At 39.3% G+C, this 16,447-nt stretch carries 18 protein-coding genes; 17 read left to right on the top strand and 1 reads right to left on the bottom strand.

Annotated elements, in window-relative coordinates:
- Positions 1–33 precede the first annotated feature (33 nt).
- The 5 genes from rsmG (at position 34) to LC040_16615 (ending at position 4,416) form a co-directional block, all read left to right on the top strand.
- On the top strand, positions 34–750 hold the full coding sequence (rsmG, locus tag LC040_16635; GenBank protein WLR50858.1) for a 16S rRNA (guanine(527)-N(7))-methyltransferase RsmG: 717 nt from the start codon (positions 34–36) through the stop codon (positions 748–750).
- Between the two features lie 192 nt (positions 751–942).
- The gene (gene noc / locus LC040_16630; GenBank protein ID WLR50857.1) at positions 943–1,797 is read left to right on the top strand and encodes a nucleoid occlusion protein; all 855 of its coding nucleotides are present in this window, start codon (positions 943–945) and stop codon (positions 1,795–1,797) included.
- Between the two features lie 207 nt (positions 1,798–2,004).
- On the top strand, positions 2,005–2,766 hold the full coding sequence (locus tag LC040_16625; protein ID WLR50856.1) for an AAA family ATPase: 762 nt from the start codon (positions 2,005–2,007) through the stop codon (positions 2,764–2,766).
- A complete protein-coding gene (locus LC040_16620; protein ID WLR50855.1) occupies positions 2,759–3,604 on the top strand; it encodes a ParB/RepB/Spo0J family partition protein in 846 nt (281 codons plus the stop codon). Before LC040_16625 ends, LC040_16620 begins: the two co-directional genes overlap by 8 nt.
- Before the next feature lie 86 nt (positions 3,605–3,690).
- Complete coding sequence (locus tag LC040_16615; protein WLR50854.1) at positions 3,691–4,416, top strand: DUF554 domain-containing protein; 726 nt, start codon at positions 3,691–3,693, stop codon at positions 4,414–4,416.
- 43 nt (positions 4,417–4,459) lie between these two features.
- On the opposite strand, the gene yyaC is transcribed toward LC040_16615, so the two are convergent.
- Positions 4,460–5,083, bottom strand: a complete 624-nt coding sequence (gene yyaC, locus LC040_16610) for a spore protease YyaC (GenBank protein WLR50853.1) — start codon at positions 5,081–5,083, stop codon at positions 4,460–4,462.
- A 93-nt stretch (positions 5,084–5,176) separates the two neighbouring features.
- Between yyaC and LC040_16605 the strand changes: the two genes are divergently transcribed.
- The 12 genes from LC040_16605 (at position 5,177) to LC040_16550 (ending at position 16,423) form a co-directional block, all read left to right on the top strand.
- Positions 5,177–6,193, top strand: a complete 1,017-nt coding sequence (locus tag LC040_16605; GenBank protein ID WLR50852.1) for a hypothetical protein — start codon at positions 5,177–5,179, stop codon at positions 6,191–6,193.
- Positions 6,194–6,256: 63 nt separating this feature from the next.
- Entirely contained in the window at positions 6,257–7,150 is an 894-nt protein-coding gene (locus LC040_16600) for a mechanosensitive ion channel family protein (GenBank protein WLR50851.1), read from the top strand.
- Between the two features lie 19 nt (positions 7,151–7,169).
- Positions 7,170–7,367, top strand: coding sequence for a DUF951 domain-containing protein (locus LC040_16595; GenBank protein ID WLR50850.1), 198 nt, complete (start codon positions 7,170–7,172; stop codon positions 7,365–7,367).
- Positions 7,368–7,499: 132 nt separating this feature from the next.
- The gene (gene ychF / locus LC040_16590; protein ID WLR50849.1) at positions 7,500–8,600 is read left to right on the top strand and encodes a redox-regulated ATPase YchF; all 1,101 of its coding nucleotides are present in this window, start codon (positions 7,500–7,502) and stop codon (positions 8,598–8,600) included.
- Positions 8,601–8,713: 113 nt separating this feature from the next.
- Positions 8,714–9,001, top strand: coding sequence for a 30S ribosomal protein S6 (gene rpsF, locus LC040_16585; GenBank protein WLR50848.1), 288 nt, complete (start codon positions 8,714–8,716; stop codon positions 8,999–9,001).
- Positions 9,002–9,102: 101 nt separating this feature from the next.
- Positions 9,103–9,609, top strand: a complete 507-nt coding sequence (gene ssb, locus LC040_16580; protein WLR50847.1) for a single-stranded DNA-binding protein — start codon at positions 9,103–9,105, stop codon at positions 9,607–9,609.
- Between the two features lie 43 nt (positions 9,610–9,652).
- Positions 9,653–9,880 carry a 30S ribosomal protein S18 gene (gene rpsR / locus LC040_16575; protein ID WLR50846.1) on the top strand — a complete coding sequence of 76 codons (228 nt, stop codon included), beginning with the start codon at positions 9,653–9,655 and terminating at the stop codon, positions 9,878–9,880.
- Positions 9,881–10,003: 123 nt separating this feature from the next.
- The gene (locus LC040_16570) at positions 10,004–10,936 is read left to right on the top strand and encodes a YybS family protein (protein WLR50845.1); all 933 of its coding nucleotides are present in this window, start codon (positions 10,004–10,006) and stop codon (positions 10,934–10,936) included.
- Between the two features lie 56 nt (positions 10,937–10,992).
- Entirely contained in the window at positions 10,993–12,966 is a 1,974-nt protein-coding gene (locus LC040_16565; GenBank protein ID WLR50844.1) for a DHH family phosphoesterase, read from the top strand.
- Positions 12,963–13,412: a 50S ribosomal protein L9 gene (gene rplI, locus LC040_16560; protein WLR50843.1), complete on the top strand. Its 450-nt coding sequence runs from the start codon at positions 12,963–12,965 to the stop codon at positions 13,410–13,412. Before LC040_16565 ends, rplI begins: the two co-directional genes overlap by 4 nt.
- Positions 13,413–13,575: 163 nt before the next feature.
- Positions 13,576–14,943, top strand: coding sequence for a replicative DNA helicase (dnaB, locus tag LC040_16555; GenBank protein ID WLR50842.1), 1,368 nt, complete (start codon positions 13,576–13,578; stop codon positions 14,941–14,943).
- A 187-nt stretch (positions 14,944–15,130) separates the two neighbouring features.
- Positions 15,131–16,423 carry an adenylosuccinate synthase gene (locus tag LC040_16550; protein WLR50841.1) on the top strand — a complete coding sequence of 431 codons (1,293 nt, stop codon included), beginning with the start codon at positions 15,131–15,133 and terminating at the stop codon, positions 16,421–16,423.
- Positions 16,424–16,447: the final 24 nt, after the last annotated feature.

Genomic DNA, 16,447 nt, shown 5'->3' with positions numbered 1-16,447 from the left:
TCTGCATTATCCTATTGAATAAGGAGCGGTGAAATGAATATTCAGCAATTTAAGGAACATTTGGAACAAAAGGGTATTACTTTAAATGAAACCCAATTAAGTCAATTTGATACATATTTCAAGGTGCTTGTGGAATGGAACGAAAAGATGAACCTAACTGCAATTACTGAGAAAGAAGAAGTATATTTGAAGCATTTTTATGATTCATTGACTGCAAGCTTTTATTATGACTTCTCTAAGCCTTTGTCAATTTGTGATGTTGGGGCTGGGGCAGGATTTCCGAGTATTCCATTGAAAATTTGTTTTCCTCATATTAAATTAACCATTGTAGATTCACTTAAGAAACGAATTACGTTTCTGAACCACCTAGCTGAAGCCCTTCAGTTAGAAGATCTTGCTCTTTATCATGACAGAGCAGAAACATTTGGTAAGAAAAAAGAAATAAGAGAAAGTTATGATATGGTCCTTTCTAGAGCTGTGGCACGAACATCTGTATTAAGTGAGTTATGTCTACCACTTGTGAAAAAGGGTGGAGTCTTCATCGCGATGAAAGGTGCAAACTTTGCTGAGGAACTTGAAGATGGAAGAACAGCTATTAAAGTGCTAGGAGGGGAAATTGAGCAGCTTGAAAAATTAGAATTACCCTTTGAACAAAGTGAACGTAATATTGCCATTATTCGTAAAGCAAGAAAAACGCCAAATAAGTATCCAAGAAAAGCAGGAACACCTGGTAAAAGTCCCATTTCCTAAAAATGTTTCACGTGAAACATTCTATTTAGCGCTGTCTTGATGGCAGGAAAACATGTGCTGACAGCGTATATTTACATATATTGATATTTGAAAACGCTCCCGCTACTTTTTTGTTCATTAGGCAAAAGGGTGCTTCATATAGAGTCGATAATAGGAATAAGGTAAGGAAGTTTTTTAAAGGTGGTGTAGAAGGTGAAACACCCGTTCACACGGTTATTTGGTTTAGGTGATAAACAGGAAGAAGAGAATGAAGGGGTAGAATTGGAAAGCCGGAATGAAGTAATGGAACTGCCCGTTAAAAATATTAGTCCAAACCGTTTCCAGCCACGTACCATTTTTGTGGATGCGAGGATTAAAGAGTTATCTCAAACGATCGAAGCTCACGGGATGATTCAACCAATTGTTGTGCGACAATATGGAGAAGAACAATATGAGATTATTGCTGGTGAAAGACGCTGGCGTGCAGTTCAGAAGCTAGGCTGGGAGAAGATCCCTGCACTTGTGAAAGAAATGGATGACACAGAAACAGCTTCTGTTGCACTAATTGAAAACTTGCAGCGCGAAGAGTTATCTTCTATTGAAGAGGCCACGGCATATGCCAAACTGCTAGAATTACATGGCTTGACACAAGAGGCGTTAGCGAGACAGTTAGGTAAGGGACAATCCACAATTGCAAATAAACTTCGGTTGTTAAAGCTTCCTGATGAAGTTCAGAATGCCATTATGGAAAAGAAGATTACAGAACGGCATGCACGAGCGCTTATTCCGCTAAAAGAAGCGGAATTGCAAGTAAAGTTATTAAAAGAAGTTATTCAATCACGTTTAAATGTAAAGCAAACAGAAGATCGTGTCGTAAAAATGCTCGAAGGAAAAGTGAAAAAGCGTAAACCAAGACAAAAAGCAGTTAGCAAAGATATGCGAATTGCAATGAATACAATCCGCCAATCATTAGGTATGGTTGCTGATAGTGGAATGAAAGTAGACAGTGAAGAAGAGGAATTTGATGATTATTACCAAATTACGATTCGACTTCCGAAAAAAAAGTAAATATATCGTGCCCATCTGCAATTCATGCGTGATGGGTTATTTTTTATCTATTTTTACGACATTAGAAGACAAATGCACGATTAATATTTCATTTTTCTAAATTTTTATGATGTTTCAGAGATTTTAATTAAGTAATGTTAAAAAATTCATGATAGAATAAAAGGTATTAAAGAGATTCAGTTTGCACTGGGGAAAGTAGGTGGTAGCATGGCTAAAGTGATTGCAGTTGCTAACCAAAAGGGGGGCGTCGGGAAAACGACAACGTCTGTTAATTTGAGTGCTTGTCTTGCTCAATATGGCAAACGTGTTTTATTAATTGATATTGATCCCCAAGGCAATGCGACAAGTGGTTTAGGTGTTGAGAAATCTGAAGTAGATGAATGTATTTATAGTGTGTTAGTGGACGATGTTGACGTGAAAGATGTATTAAAGCCAACCGTTATTGAACAGCTAGATATCATTCCATCGACAATTCAATTGGCTGGGGCGGAGATTGAGCTCGTACCGACAATTTCAAGAGAGATTCGTTTGAAGCGGGCACTTGAACCTTTGCAAAGTCGTTATGATTACATTATTATTGATTGTCCTCCTTCACTTGGGTTATTAACGATTAATGCCCTTACAGCTTCCGATTCTGTGCTCATTCCTGTGCAATGTGAATACTATGCATTAGAAGGACTTAGTCAGCTACTTAATACCGTAAGACTTGTACAGAAACACTTGAACACAGAATTAGAGATTGAAGGGGTACTCTTAACAATGCTTGATGCACGAACAAACTTAGGCTTACAAGTCATTGATGAAGTGAAGAAGTACTTCCAAGATAAAGTCTATCAATCTATTATTCCGAGAAATGTTCGCCTTGGAGAAGCACCAAGTCATGGAAAGCCTATTATTCTATATGATGCACGTTCTCGGGGAGCGGAAGTCTATTTAGAATTTACAAAGGAAGTGATGGCTAATGGCTAAAGGGCTTGGAAAAGGGTTTCAAGCATTATTTCCTACTGAAGAGCAAGAAAATGAAAAAGTTCAAGAGATTAAATTAAGTGAATGCCGCCCGAATCCTTATCAACCAAGGAAAACATTCAAAGAAGAATCATTAGAAGAGCTGACGGAATCAGTTAAACAGCATGGTATTCTGCAACCGATTGTCGTACGGAAAAGTATTAAAGGCTATGAAATTGTAGTTGGTGAACGTCGTTACCGTGCAGCTAAGTCAGCTAATTTAGAAGTTATTCCAGCGATTGTGAGAGAGTTAACGGAAGATGAAATGATGGAAATTGCCCTTGTGGAAAATCTGCAGCGAGAGGATTTATCTCCCATTGAGGAAGGTACCGCTTATCAAATGCTGATGGAGCAGCTAGGTTTAACACAAGAGCAGTTGGCACAACGTCTTGGAAAAAGCCGTCCTCATATTGCTAATTACATAAGGGTGCTTTCTCTGCCAGCTCCCGTTAAGCAGTTAATTGAAAATGGTGAAATTACAATGGGACATGGCCGAGCTTTGCTAGGCTTAAAACAAAAAAATAAAATCTTGCCTCTCGTTGAAAAAGTACGTAAAGAACAGCTCAACGTTCGGAAATTAGAAGAGCTTGTCCAGCGTTTAAACCAAAATGTTTCACGTGAAACATCGAAGAAAGAGCAGAAAACAGACTACTTCATTAAAGAACGAGAAACAAACCTACGAGAACGTTTCGGTACATCGGTAAAGATTAAAGAAAATAAAAATAAAGGGAAAATAGAAATTCAATTTTTCTCAAGAGATGATTTGGAAAGAATTCTTTCCATTCTTCATTCAGAAGGATAATTATGATGAGGCCATCATTTTGGTGGTTTTTATTTTTTGTCTTCATTTGCATAAAAAATATGACTAACGAAAAATAGGTGTGGGAAATGGTACTATTAGGAACAATTGTGAATGGTTTAGCAATTATTGTTGGAACTCTTGGTGGGAGTGTACTTACGAAAATACCAGAAAAAATAAAAGTAACAGTGATGCAAGTGATTGGCCTCTCAGTTATGCTGCTGGGAATTCAAATGGGTTTGAAGAGTGAACAGTTTTTAATTGTGATCTTTTCACTTGTATTTGGTGCAATCCTTGGTGAGACGTGGGAGTTAGAAGAAAAGTTAAATGCATTAGGTCAGTGGCTAGAACGAAAGCTTGGCGCGAAAGAAGAAGGTGGTATAGCGAAAGGGTTTGTTACAGCGACACTTATCTTTGTCATCGGGGCACTTGCTATTATTGGTTCACTTGATAGCGGGCTTCGGGGTGATCATCGCGTTCTCTATACAAAATCATTATTAGATGGATTTACAAGCTTAATTCTTACGACAACGCTTGGAATTGGTGTTTTGTTTTCTGCCATTCCTGTCATGTTATATCAAGGTGCGATTGCGTTATTTGCTACTCAAATTAACCGGTGGGTATCAAATGAACTAATGGATGCATTTATCGTCGAAATGACCGCAACTGGCGGAATTATCATTTTTGCAATTGGTTTGAATCTATTAAATGTCCTTAAAATTCGTGTAGCCAACTTACTTCCAGCTATATTTGTTTCCGCGGTTTTAGTAACAGGACAATATTATTGGGCAGATTTTATCGCCTTATTTCAATAAGCAAAAAGAGCTTGAAAGATATCTTTTAAGCTCTTTTTGTGCTTTATAGGGTTGATTCATTATGCACGCGAAGATTAATTCTTGGGAAACGATTCTGTCGTGAATAGCGTTTTTCCGCAAGAGCTAAGCTGTCTCCAATTGTTTCGGCCATGGCCATAACAAGGTTAAGTCGTGTATTCTGAAGAACAAAAAACTCCATAAACCCGCTCACATTTACAATGCCAGTAATGTGAATGTCTCCAACTTCTGGAAGCTGTTTGTTCATCGCTGCCCCTGGCTTTACAGGTCCCTCTTTCAGGTTAAGAATGCCGATATTTTTTGCACGTCCAAGACTTGCGTCAACTGCAATGATAAAAGGATTTGTATGTTTCTGATGAATCGTTTGGATCGTTTCTTCGAGATTTAGTGCATGAACGGGTTCATCTAAATGGCCATACAGGTGGAAGTGTTTCTTTGATGAATATGAAGCGAATTTACTTCCTGCAATCGGTCCTAGCGAATCACCTGTTGAACGGTCTGTTCCAATGCATACAATGACAATAGGTCGTCCATTTTTTGGGAGTAGATTTACAAGCTGCTCTGCTAAGCATGAGGTGGCTTGCATATCTGTATGTGAAATCCGGTATGCAAACGGAGAACGTTCAAAAATTTTCGGCTTCAGATTCATAGGATTCACTCCTTGTTAATAGTAGTAACAGTATACGGAATTTTTTAGAAAACTATACATATGTTTCTGAATAAACATAGAGGAGTGAGGGCGATGTGGCGGGGAGGACTTAAATGGCTATTTCTAATCATGGGGACAATGATCGGAGCAGGCTATGCGTCTGGAAGAGAGATCTGGCAATTTTTTGGTCAAGAAAGCGGACTGGCTATTCTGCTGTTTGCGATTCTATTTATAATTTCATGTTATGTAATTATGCAGATGAGCTATGAGCAGAAAACGATGGATTATATTCCAGTTCTCGAGAAGTTAGTAGGTAAGAAGCTTACGTACGTATATGATTGGATGATTGTATTTTATTTGTTTTCTACAACCGTTATTATGATTGCTGGCGGGGGAGTAGCGCTTGAAGTATTCTATGTGCCATATTGGACGGGCATTGCAATTATTGCGTTTTTATTAGTGCTATTATTCTTTTGGGATATCCAAGGAATGTTATCGATTAATTCACTGCTGTTACCACTTCTCATTACAGGTCTTGTGTTTGTCCTTCTCTTATTCATTTCATCAAATGGACAACCGTGGGTATTTGATTGGGAGAAACAAAGGAATTGGCCGACAGCTTTTACGTTTACAGCTTTAAACATTATGCCGCTTGTCGCAGTATTAGCGGCAATTGGGAAGGAAATAAAGCATCCTGGGGAGATTTGGATTGCGAGCGTTGGAAGCGGAGCGGCATTAGGTGTTATTTCGTATATTTACAACGAATCGCTTTTGCAAATTTCGAATGAAATTGTTTTATATGAAATTCCTTTGTTTGCTATATTGAAGCAATTTCCTTATTCGATGATGATCTTCATGTCTGTTCTACTGTGGGCTGCAATCTATACAACGGCAGCTTCTGGCATATTTGGGCTTGTATCAAGGTTTAGAAAGGTATTAAGGCTTCCTGTCTGGCTGTTATCATTGTTGTTTGTTGTCGTGATGCTGCCACTTACCACTTTCGGATTTTCTAATTTGATTGCTGTTTTGTATCCGATATATGGATTGTTAAATTTGTATATGCTAGCGGCAATTTTGTTGTATCCTTTTTCAAAGCGCTACTCATCTTAACGAAAAATTGTTAAGATAGAAGGTAGAATAAATTGGGTTTATTTGTTGAAAGGAACGTGAAGCATGAATGCTTTAACTAATATGTGGACATGGTTCGTTCGATATTTGACGAACGAAGAACGATGGCAGCTAGTCGGAAAAGCTGTGTTAGAAATATTGCTTATTTGGCTTGTGGCATTCGTTCTGATTCGAATTGGAAAGAAAACCGTTCAGAAATTGTTTGAACTGCGGGAAAGAGGACCCGTACAAATTACTCAGAGACGTAAAACAACCTTATTAAAGTTGTTAACGAATGTTTTAACGTATTGTGTTTATTTTATTGCAATTGTAATGACGCTAGAAGCTGTTTCAATTGATATTAAAGCAATCCTCGCTGGAGCAGGGATTGTCGGTTTGGCAGTAGGTTTTGGTGCGCAAAATTTGGTTCGAGATATTATTTCAGGATTTTTTATAATCTTTGAAGATCAGTTTTCGGTAGGAGATTTTATAAGAGTGGGGAAATTTGAAGGTTTTGTTGAAGAAATCGGTTTGCGTACAACTAAGATTAAAAGCTGGACAGGCGAAATGAATATCTTGCCAAATGGAAATATTAACGAAGTGACCAATTTTTCCTTACATAATAGTGTTGCTGTAGTAGATGTAAGCATTGCTTATGAAGGGAATATTGTGGAAGCGGAGGCTGCGCTTGAAGAACTGCTCAAGGAGCTGCCTGGAAAGTACGAAGATATGGTGAGTACACCTGAATTACTTGGTGTTCAGAGCTTAGGAGCTTCAGAGGTAATCATGCGTGTAATTTCTGAAGTGAAGCCAATGGCACATTGGCATATTGGTAGAGTCTTGCGGAAAGAAATTAAGTTACGTCTAGATGAACGTGGAATTGAAATTCCGTTCCCTCGCCTTGTTATGTATAATCGCAGTGATGACGAAGAAAAGATGTCTGTAAAAGAAAATGCATAATTTGAAAGGGGAAAGCAGAATGTCTGAGAAAGCATTCGAATTAAACGATATAGTAGAAATGAAAAAGCCTCATCCATGTGGGGTCAACCGCTGGAAAATCATCCGCACAGGAATGGATATCCGCATTAAATGTGAAGGTTGCGACCATAGTGTGATGATGCCGCGCAAAGAATTTACCCGCAAGCTAAAAAAAGTTATTGAAAAAACGAGTGAATAAATGATGAAAAACCAGCGCAAGCGCCGTGTGAATTTCCCATCTTTCACACAGGAACGCTTGCGCTTTTGATTTGTTGTTTCTATAATTGTGAAAGTATGTATTAGTATCGGAAAAAAGAGGAGTGACTTTGTTATGGCATTGACGGCAGGAATTGTCGGTCTTCCTAACGTAGGAAAATCAACGCTTTTTAATGCAATTACACAAGCTGGTGCTGAATCAGCGAACTATCCATTTTGTACAATCGATCCGAATGTAGGTATTGTTGAAGTTCCGGATGAACGTTTGCATAAATTAACTGAGCTTGTAAAGCCGAAAAAAACGATTCCAACAGCATTTGAGTTTACTGATATCGCAGGGATTGTAAAAGGCGCAAGTAAAGGTGAAGGTCTTGGGAATAAATTCCTTTCGCATATTCGTCAAGTAGATGCGATCTCACATGTAGTACGTTGCTTCAAAGATGATGATATTACACATGTTTCTGGTAAAGTTGATCCGATTTCAGACATTGAAACAATTAATCTAGAATTAATTTTAGCTGATTTAGAAACAGTAGATAAACGTATTGGCAGAGTTGAAAAGATGGCTCGTCAAAAAGATAAAGAAGCGATGTTCGAGCATGAAATCTTAAAGAAATTAAAAGACGCATTTGAAGAAGAGCAGCCTGCTCGTGCAGTTGAGTTCACAAAAGAACAATTGAAAATTGTAAAGGGTCTTCATCTATTAACGATTAAACCTGTTCTTTATGTAGCGAATGTAAGTGAAGAAGAGATTGTCGACCCATCAAATAATGAATATGTACAAAAAGTACGTGAGTATGCTGCAAATGAAAATGCAGAAGTGATTGTCGTCTGTGCAAAAATCGAATCCGAAATTGCTGAGCTTGATGAAGAAGAAAAGCAATTGTTCTTAGAGGATTTGGGAATTGAAGAGTCGGGCTTGGATCAACTGATTAAAGCAGCTTACCAATTACTTGGTCTAGCAACATACTTTACAGCTGGTGAACAAGAAGTTCGGGCTTGGACGTTCCGTAAAGGAATGAAAGCACCACAAGCTGCAGGGATTATTCATACAGACTTCGAACGCGGATTTATCCGTGCAGAGACCGTTTCGTATGAAGATTTATTAGCAGCAGGTTCAATGGGTGTGGCACGTGAGAATGGGAAGGTACGCCTAGAAGGAAAAGAGTATATCGTTCAAGATGGCGATGTTATTCATTTCCGCTTTAATGTATAGGGACGAGCTTGTCTTTCATAGATTGTTGTGCTATAATACTCAATTGTGAGTAATGAAAGATTGCTCCTTGCTCCTACCATAGGAGCCGTAAGTCCAAAAGGAGGTGACAATACATGCGCAATTACGAAATCATGTACATTATTCGTCCAAACATTGAAGATGATGCAAAGAAAGAATTGATGGAACGTTTCCATGGCATCCTTACAAACAATGGTGCGGAGATCGAAAAAGTAGATGAGATGGGTAAACGTCGTCTAGCGTATGAAATTAATGATTACAAAGATGGTATCTATGTGGTTGTTAACTTCAAAGCTACGACAGAAGCGGTTAATGAGTTCGATCGCTTAGCGAAGATCAGCGATGACATCATCCGTCACATTACTATCAAAGAAGAAGAATAATCGAACTTAGAAACGAGAGGGCAAGTTAGCTGGAGGCATCCGGCTTACCTTCTTGTTTATCGTAATATTTGTACTGTAATTTATACGAAGGAGTGGTTCTGATGTTGAATCGCGTCGTACTTGTCGGCAGATTAACAAAAGATCCGGAGTTACGGTATACACCGAATGGAGTTGCTGTTGCAAACTTTACGTTGGCAGTAAACCGTACCTTCACAAATCAACAAGGTGAGAGAGATGCTGACTTTATTAACTGTGTTGTTTGGAGACGTCAAGCGGAAAACGTTGCAAACTTCTTGAAGAAAGGTAGCCTTGCTGGTGTCGATGGACGTATTCAAACGCGTAGCTTTGACAACCAAGAAGGTCGCCGAGTATTCATTACAGAAGTTGTTGCTGAAAGTGTTCAGTTCTTAGAGCCAAAAGGAGCAACAGGAAGTCAAGCATCAGGACCATCTTATGATCAAGATTATGGATCAATGGGCGGCGGATTCGGTCAAGATCAGAACCAACAACGTCAAAATAATACAAACTATTCAAAGCCACAGAATGATAACCCATTCGGCGGTAATGAAGAAAAAATCGACATTTCAGATGACGATTTACCATTCTAAATGGTACGTAAATGAAAATGAACAATAAAGGAGGTCATGAACAATGGCAGGACGCAGAGGTCGTAAACGTCGTAAGGTGTGTTACTTCACAGCAAACGGCATTACACACATCGATTATAAAGATGTTGATCTTTTAAGAAAGTTCATCTCAGAGCGCGGAAAGATTCTTCCACGTCGTGTGACTGGTACTTCTTCAAAATATCAACGTAAACTTACACGTGCTATCAAACGTGCACGTCAAGTAGCATTACTACCATACGTAACTGAGTAGTATTTGGAGCGGTAAAGGGGCAGCGAGATTCATTCTTGCTGTCTTTTTTCTTTATCATTTGAAAAATGCTTTAATAAACCATAAAATGGTATTACATATTGATTAGGCGGCGGGGTGACATCGTTGAAACAAACACGCATCATTACTGAAGGGGCCCTTCTTCTCGCTTTAACTATGGTGCTTGCTTTCTTAGCAGTATACATTCCAATAGCGGGTATGTTGTTTTTATATCTTTTGGCATTACCGCTCACTATATATACATATCGTTATGGCGTAAAGCCAGGTGCGTTGTTTCTAGTGGGTTCTGCTATCGTTTCGTTCATAATTGGTAGTATCTACTTCCTGTTACCAGTCCTTACGTTTACGTTATGCGGCTTAGTAATTGGTGAGTTAACGAGAAGAAAGAGAACGGCGATAGAGGTTTTAATCGGAGGTACGCTTTCTTTCTTATTTATGCTGTTATTGAATTATATTTTCATCGTAACAGTGCTTGATTTTGATTTTATGAAAGAAACGACAAAGTGGTTCGATGAAGCTGTACAACAATCAGAGGGTATGCTTCAATTTTCGGATGAAGAACTTGCAAATCAAACGAAGTTATTTGAAGAAATGGTTCGCTTTTTACCAAAGATCGTACCAAGTGTGCTTGTATTCACAGCTGTTATTTCAACTTTCATTGTGCAACTGTTAGCAAAAAAGATTTTGAAACGGTTAGGCTTTGAAGCAACCTCTTTTCCACCTTTTTCAGAGTGGCTTTTCCCTAAGGTGCTCCTTTGGTATTATTTAATTGTTTCGCTTATTTTCTATATAGGCGTTTCAGAAGGTATGTGGGAGCTGGCAGTTTTAAATCTGTTTATTGTTTTAGAGGTCATTATGACCGTTCAGGGCTTATCTTTTATCTTCTTCTTTACGAAATGGAAGGGGCTTTCGAAGGCTGTACCAATCGTTGTTACAATCTTTGCTTTCATCGTACCTTTCCTACTGTATCTTATTCGAATCTTAGGTATAATTGATTTAGGATTTGATTTGCGCCAACGTTTGCAAGAGCGAAAATAACTTAGAGTAGCTGGGGAAACATACAGGAACCAACTTTGTGTGTAGGAGCTGACAGTATGCCAAACTTTCTAAAAAAGCGGTGGCTCAGTTATCCATTTTTTCTTTTCTTACTATTTACAATCCTGCTGATTATTTACTTAGGTTTTCATAAATGGGAGGCTGCTTTAACTGCGCTGGCAGTTGTAGCGGGAATTTCGTATATTACATTTAAGTACGAGCAGCAGTTTCAAGAAGAGATGGAGAAATACATTTCGACATTATCATATCGAGTGAAGAAGGTTGGCGAAGAGGCATTAATGGAAATGCCGATCGGAATCGTACTCTATAATGATGATTATCAAGTGGAATGGACAAATCCTTACTTAAGTACTTGCTTTCATGAAAATACACTTGTTGGTCATTCGCTGAATGATATTTCGGAAACAATTATTCCTCTTCTAAAAGGGGATATGGATGTTGAGCTATTGCAAATCAACAAACGTAATTTCCGCGTTCATATTAAGCGAGAAGAGAAGCTGCTTTATTTCTTCGATGTTACTGAAAAAGCTGAAATTGAACGTTTGTATGAAGAAGAGCAAACAATACTCGGAATTGTTTATTTGGACAACTATGAAGAATTGACACAGGGAATGGATGATCAACTTAAGAGTCGAATTAATAGCCAGGTGACATCCATTTTAAATAAGTGGTCTGTCGATAATGGGATTTTCTTGAAAAGAACCTCATCGGAACGCTTTGTAGCTGTATTTAATCAACAAATTCTAGAGCAGCTTGAGCGTACGAAATTCGATATTCTCGATCATGTACGCGAATTCACTTCGAAGCAGAATATCCCTCTTACATTAAGTATAGGTATTGGCAAGGGCTCAGCTTCACTTCCTGAATTAGGAACCTTAGCTCAATCAAGCTTAGACCTAGCGCTTGGGCGCGGTGGTGACCAAGTTGCCATTAAGCAAGAAAACGGTAAAGTGAAATTTTATGGCGGAAAGACAAACCCTGTTGAAAAAAGGACGCGCGTACGGGCAAGAGTAATTTCCCATGCGTTGCGTGAGCTAGTCCTCGCCAGTGAGAATGTTATTATAATGGGCCATAAGTCGCCTGATATGGATGCGATCGGAGCGTCAATCGGTGTTTTGAAAGTAGCCGAGACAAATGAAAAGAACGGGTACATTGTAGTAAACAAAAACGACCTAGACACAGGTGTACAGCGTTTAATCGGTGAAATAAAAATGAAGGATGAGCTTTGGGAGAAGTTTATTTCTCCTGAAGAAGCGATTGAAAAGGTTAATGACGGTACATTGCTTGTTGTTGTTGATACCCATAAGCCTTCATTGGTGATTGAAGAGCGGCTGTTAACGAGAGTTGACCATGTCGTTGTTATCGACCATCATCGCCGAGGAGAAGAATTTATTGAAAATCCTTTACTCGTATATATGGAGCCTTATGCATCTTCAACTGCAGAGTTAGTAACAGAGTTACTAGAATATCAACCGAAACACTTGAAGCTGGATATTTTAGAATCTACATCGCTGCTTGCCGGCATTATTGTCGATACGAAAAGCTTTACGCTACGAACGGGCTCGCGTACTTTTGATGCTGCTTCGTACCTTCGAGCTCAAGGCGCTGACACCGTCCTTGTTCAGAAGTTCTTGAAAGAGGACTTAGATCAATATGTAAAGCGTTCGAAGTTAATCGAAAATGCTTCGATTTATCGTGATGGAATTGCGATTTCAAAAGGCGATCCAGAAACCACATATGGGCAAGTGTTAATTGCCCAAGCTGCAGATACCTTACTGACAATGACAGGTGTTGTTGCTTCCTTCGTTATTTCGAAGCGTGATGATGGTAAAGTAAGCATCAGTGCTCGTTCATTAGGCGATGTCAATGTCCAGGTTATTATGGAAGGTTTAAATGGCGGCGGTCACTTAACGAATGCTGCTACACAAATAGAGAATGTCACAATTGATGAAGCAGAAGAACAGCTTAAAGCAGTTGTAGACGAATATTTAGAGGGAGGGGAAGAAGAATGAAAGTAATCTTCTTACAAGATGTAAAAGGTAAAGGGAAAAAAGGAGAAGTAAAAAATGTTTCAGATGGTTACGCTCGTAACTATTTGCTAAAAAACAATATTGCTGTTGAAGCGACAAAAGGCAATTTAAGTGCACTTGAGGGTCAAAAGAAGAAAGAAAAGAAAAACGCTCAAGAGGAGCTTGAAGAAGCAAAGCAACTACAAGAAAAGCTAGAAAGCTTAACAATTGAGCTGAAAGCAAAATCAGGTGAAGGCGGCCGTCTATTTGGCTCAATTACAAGCAAACAAATTGCGCAAGAATTAAAAGCTTCTCATAATGTGAAAATTGACAAGCGTAAAATTGAGCTAGATGAACCAATTCGCGCAATGGGATATCGTAATGTACCAGTTAAGCTTCACCAGGATGTAACAGCTACATTAAAAGTGCACGTATCAGAACAAGAATAAAAAATAGGACCTTTTTTGGGACGAGATTGAAACACTCCCGTTAGTGAACAGCGGGGGTGTTTCTTGTAGTTTTAAGCATGTAGGCTTAGAGGTTCCAATTTTTTCACTGTTGAGTAAAGTGGCATTCGTGCCTATGATGGTGTTACAGGGAGGGAAAAACGCTATGTCAGATTTATTTGCAGACCGGACACCTCCCCAAAATATAGAGGCAGAACAAGCTGTTTTAGGGGCTATCTTCTTGGAGCCTTCGGCAATGACGAACGCGTCGGAATCGCTCATACCAGAAGATTTCTACCGTGTAGCCCACCAGAAGATATTTGAAGTCATGCTTGATATTGCCGAGCGGGGAGAACCTGTTGATTTAGTAACAGTCACCTCAGAATTGTCGAATCGTAAAATTCTTGAGGAGGCTGGAGGTGTTTCTTATTTAAGTGAGTTAGCAGATTCAGTACCGACTGCTGCTAATATTGAATATTATGCGAAAATAGTTGAAGAGAAATCAACTTTGCGCCGATTAATACGAACAGCAACAAATATCGTGAGTGACAGTTATGCAAGAGATGATGATATTGATGCACTGTTGAATGATGCAGAGAAACATATTCTAGAAGTAGCTCAACGAAAGAACACGAGCGCTTTCCAGTCAATAAAAGATATTTTAGTCGATGCCTACGATAATATTGAGATGCTTCATAATCGTAAGGGAGATATTACAGGCATCCCGACGGGTTTCGTCGACCTTGATCATATGACTGCAGGCTTTCAACGGAATGACTTCATTATCGTTGCAGCACGTCCTTCTGTAGGGAAAACAGCTTTTGCATTAAATATCGCTCAAAACGTCGCAACGAAAACAGATGAAAATGTAGCGATTTTCAGTCTCGAGATGGGTGCTCAGCAGCTTGTCATGCGTATGCTGTGTGCTGAGGGGAATATTGATGCACAGGCTTTAAGAACAGGAAAGATGGATGAGAAAGATTGGGAGAAGCTGACGATGGCGATGGGAAGCCTTGCGAATGCGGGGATTTATATTGATGATACACCAGGTATTCGTGTTGGTGATATCCGGGCAAAATGCCGCCGTTTGAAGCAAGAGAACGGTATTGGAATGATCTTAATTGACTATTTACAATTGATTCAAGGAAGCGGAAGAGGTGGAGAAAACCGCCAACAGGAAGTATCGGAAATTTCCCGTAGCTTGAAAGCACTTGCCCGTGAAATGGAAGTTCCGGTGATTGCTTTGTCCCAGCTTTCTCGTGGTGTAGAGTCTCGTCAGGATAAGCGCCCAATGATGTCAGATATCCGTGAGTCGGGAAGTATTGAACAGGACGCTGATATTGTCGCTTTCTTATACCGTGAGGATTATTATGATAAAGAATCGGAAGCACAGAATATTATTGAGATTATCATTGCTAAGCAGCGTAACGGTCCCGTCGGAACGGTAGAGCTCGCCTTTTTGAAAGAATATAATAAGTTTGTGAATTTAGACCGTACGCATCAAGAACAAAACATGCCTCCAACAGCTTCATAGCTCCTTTCACGAACGTAATAGTAACAATGTGTGAAAATGTTCGGGATTTATTGACTTTATAACAGTCAACTGATACACTAGCTTTGGTTTATAAAACAGTTTTTTCAATTATATTATATATTTAGAGTGTTGCTCTTTGTCGGGAGGCAGTGCTCTTATAAAGAGGAAGAGCGGAGGTGCGGATAGTATGTCATCAGTAGTAGTTGTGGGAACACAATGGGGCGATGAAGGTAAAGGAAAAATCACAGACTATCTATCAGAGAATGCAGAGGTTGTAGCTCGTTATCAAGGTGGTAACAATGCAGGGCATACAATTGCTTTTGACGGTGAAACGTACAAGCTTCACTTAATTCCATCAGGTATTTTCTACAATGATAAGGTTTGTGTGCTTGGAAATGGAATGGTAATTGATCCGAAGGCTCTTGTAAAAGAGTTAAAGTATCTACATGACCGTGGTATTAGCACAGATAATCTTCGTATTAGTAACCGTGCACATGTTATTCTACCTTATCATTTGAAACAAGATGAAGTAGAAGAAGAGCGCAAAGGTGCAAATAAGATTGGTACAACGAAAAAAGGAATTGGACCTGCTTATATGGATAAAGCAGCTCGTGTTGGTATCCGTATTGCAGACCTTCTTGATCGTGAAGAGTTTGAAAACAAACTTGCACATAATCTAAAAGAAAAGAATCGTCTTCTAGAAAAAATGTATGATGCTGAAGGTTTCAAATTAGAAGACATTCTAGATGAATATTATGAATATGGTCAACAAGTTGCAAAATACGTATGTGACACATCAGTTGTCTTAAATGATGCACTTGATGAAGGTCGCCGTGTGCTTTTCGAAGGTGCACAAGGTGTTATGCTTGATATTGACCAAGGAACGTATCCATTTGTAACATCTTCAAACCCAATTGCCGGGGGAGTTACAATTGGTTCGGGTGTTGGCCCATCGAAGATTGAGCACGTTGTTGGTGTATCAAAAGCATACACAACACGTGTAGGTGATGGCCCGTTCCCAACTGAATTAAATAATGAGATCGGTGACAAAATTCGTGAAGTAGGCCGCGAGTATGGAACAACAACTGGACGTCCACGTCGTGTCGGTTGGTTTGACAGCGTTGTTGTGCGTCATGCACGCCGTGTGAGCGGGCTAACAGACCTTTCACTTAACTCAATTGATGTTCTTACGGGCATTGAAACGTTAAAAATTTGCGTTGCTTACAAGTATAAAGGTGAAGTCATGGAAGAGTTCCCTGCAAGCTTGAAAGTACTCGCAGAATGTGAACCAGTTTATGAAGAGCTTCCAGGTTGGACAGAGGATATTACAGGTGTTCGCAGCTTAGATGATCTACCTGTAAATGCACGTCATTACATTGAGCGTGTATCACAGTTAACAGGTATTCCATTGTCTATCTTCTCTGTAGGTCCAGACCGTAAGCAGACTAATATGGTTCGTAGCGTTTATGCACCTCATTAATCAATACGAGACGCCGCATTCAAA

Origin of the sequence: Bacillus tianshenii (assembly GCA_020524525.2) — a bacterium.
Taxonomy (GTDB): Bacteria; Bacillota; Bacilli; order Bacillales; family Bacillaceae_N; genus Bacillus_AV.
The sequence above is the reverse complement of the archived record's forward strand: the minus strand, read 5'-3'. Positions and strand labels throughout refer to the sequence as shown.

What these genes read in the sequence shown, in the direction of transcription:
- rsmG (WLR50858.1), top strand. Translation starts at nt 34, where the DNA reads ATGAATATTCAGCAATTTAAGGAACATTTGGAACAAAAGGGTATTACT.
- LC040_16625 (WLR50856.1), top strand. Translation starts at nt 2,005, where the DNA reads ATGGCTAAAGTGATTGCAGTTGCTAACCAAAAGGGGGGCGTCGGGAAA.
- LC040_16620 (WLR50855.1), top strand. Translation starts at nt 2,759, where the DNA reads ATGGCTAAAGGGCTTGGAAAAGGGTTTCAAGCATTATTTCCTACTGAA.
- LC040_16615 (WLR50854.1), top strand. Translation starts at nt 3,691, where the DNA reads ATGGTACTATTAGGAACAATTGTGAATGGTTTAGCAATTATTGTTGGA.
- yyaC (WLR50853.1), bottom strand. Translation starts at nt 5,083, where the DNA reads ATGAATCTGAAGCCGAAAATTTTTGAACGTTCTCCGTTTGCATACCGG.
- LC040_16605 (WLR50852.1), top strand. Translation starts at nt 5,177, where the DNA reads ATGTGGCGGGGAGGACTTAAATGGCTATTTCTAATCATGGGGACAATG.
- LC040_16600 (WLR50851.1), top strand. Translation starts at nt 6,257, where the DNA reads ATGAATGCTTTAACTAATATGTGGACATGGTTCGTTCGATATTTGACG.
- LC040_16595 (WLR50850.1), top strand. Translation starts at nt 7,170, where the DNA reads ATGTCTGAGAAAGCATTCGAATTAAACGATATAGTAGAAATGAAAAAG.
- ychF (WLR50849.1), top strand. Translation starts at nt 7,500, where the DNA reads ATGGCATTGACGGCAGGAATTGTCGGTCTTCCTAACGTAGGAAAATCA.
- rpsF (WLR50848.1), top strand. Translation starts at nt 8,714, where the DNA reads ATGCGCAATTACGAAATCATGTACATTATTCGTCCAAACATTGAAGAT.
- ssb (WLR50847.1), top strand. Translation starts at nt 9,103, where the DNA reads ATGTTGAATCGCGTCGTACTTGTCGGCAGATTAACAAAAGATCCGGAG.
- rpsR (WLR50846.1), top strand. Translation starts at nt 9,653, where the DNA reads ATGGCAGGACGCAGAGGTCGTAAACGTCGTAAGGTGTGTTACTTCACA.
- LC040_16565 (WLR50844.1), top strand. Translation starts at nt 10,993, where the DNA reads ATGCCAAACTTTCTAAAAAAGCGGTGGCTCAGTTATCCATTTTTTCTT.
- rplI (WLR50843.1), top strand. Translation starts at nt 12,963, where the DNA reads ATGAAAGTAATCTTCTTACAAGATGTAAAAGGTAAAGGGAAAAAAGGA.
- dnaB (WLR50842.1), top strand. Translation starts at nt 13,576, where the DNA reads ATGTCAGATTTATTTGCAGACCGGACACCTCCCCAAAATATAGAGGCA.
- LC040_16550 (WLR50841.1), top strand. Translation starts at nt 15,131, where the DNA reads ATGTCATCAGTAGTAGTTGTGGGAACACAATGGGGCGATGAAGGTAAA.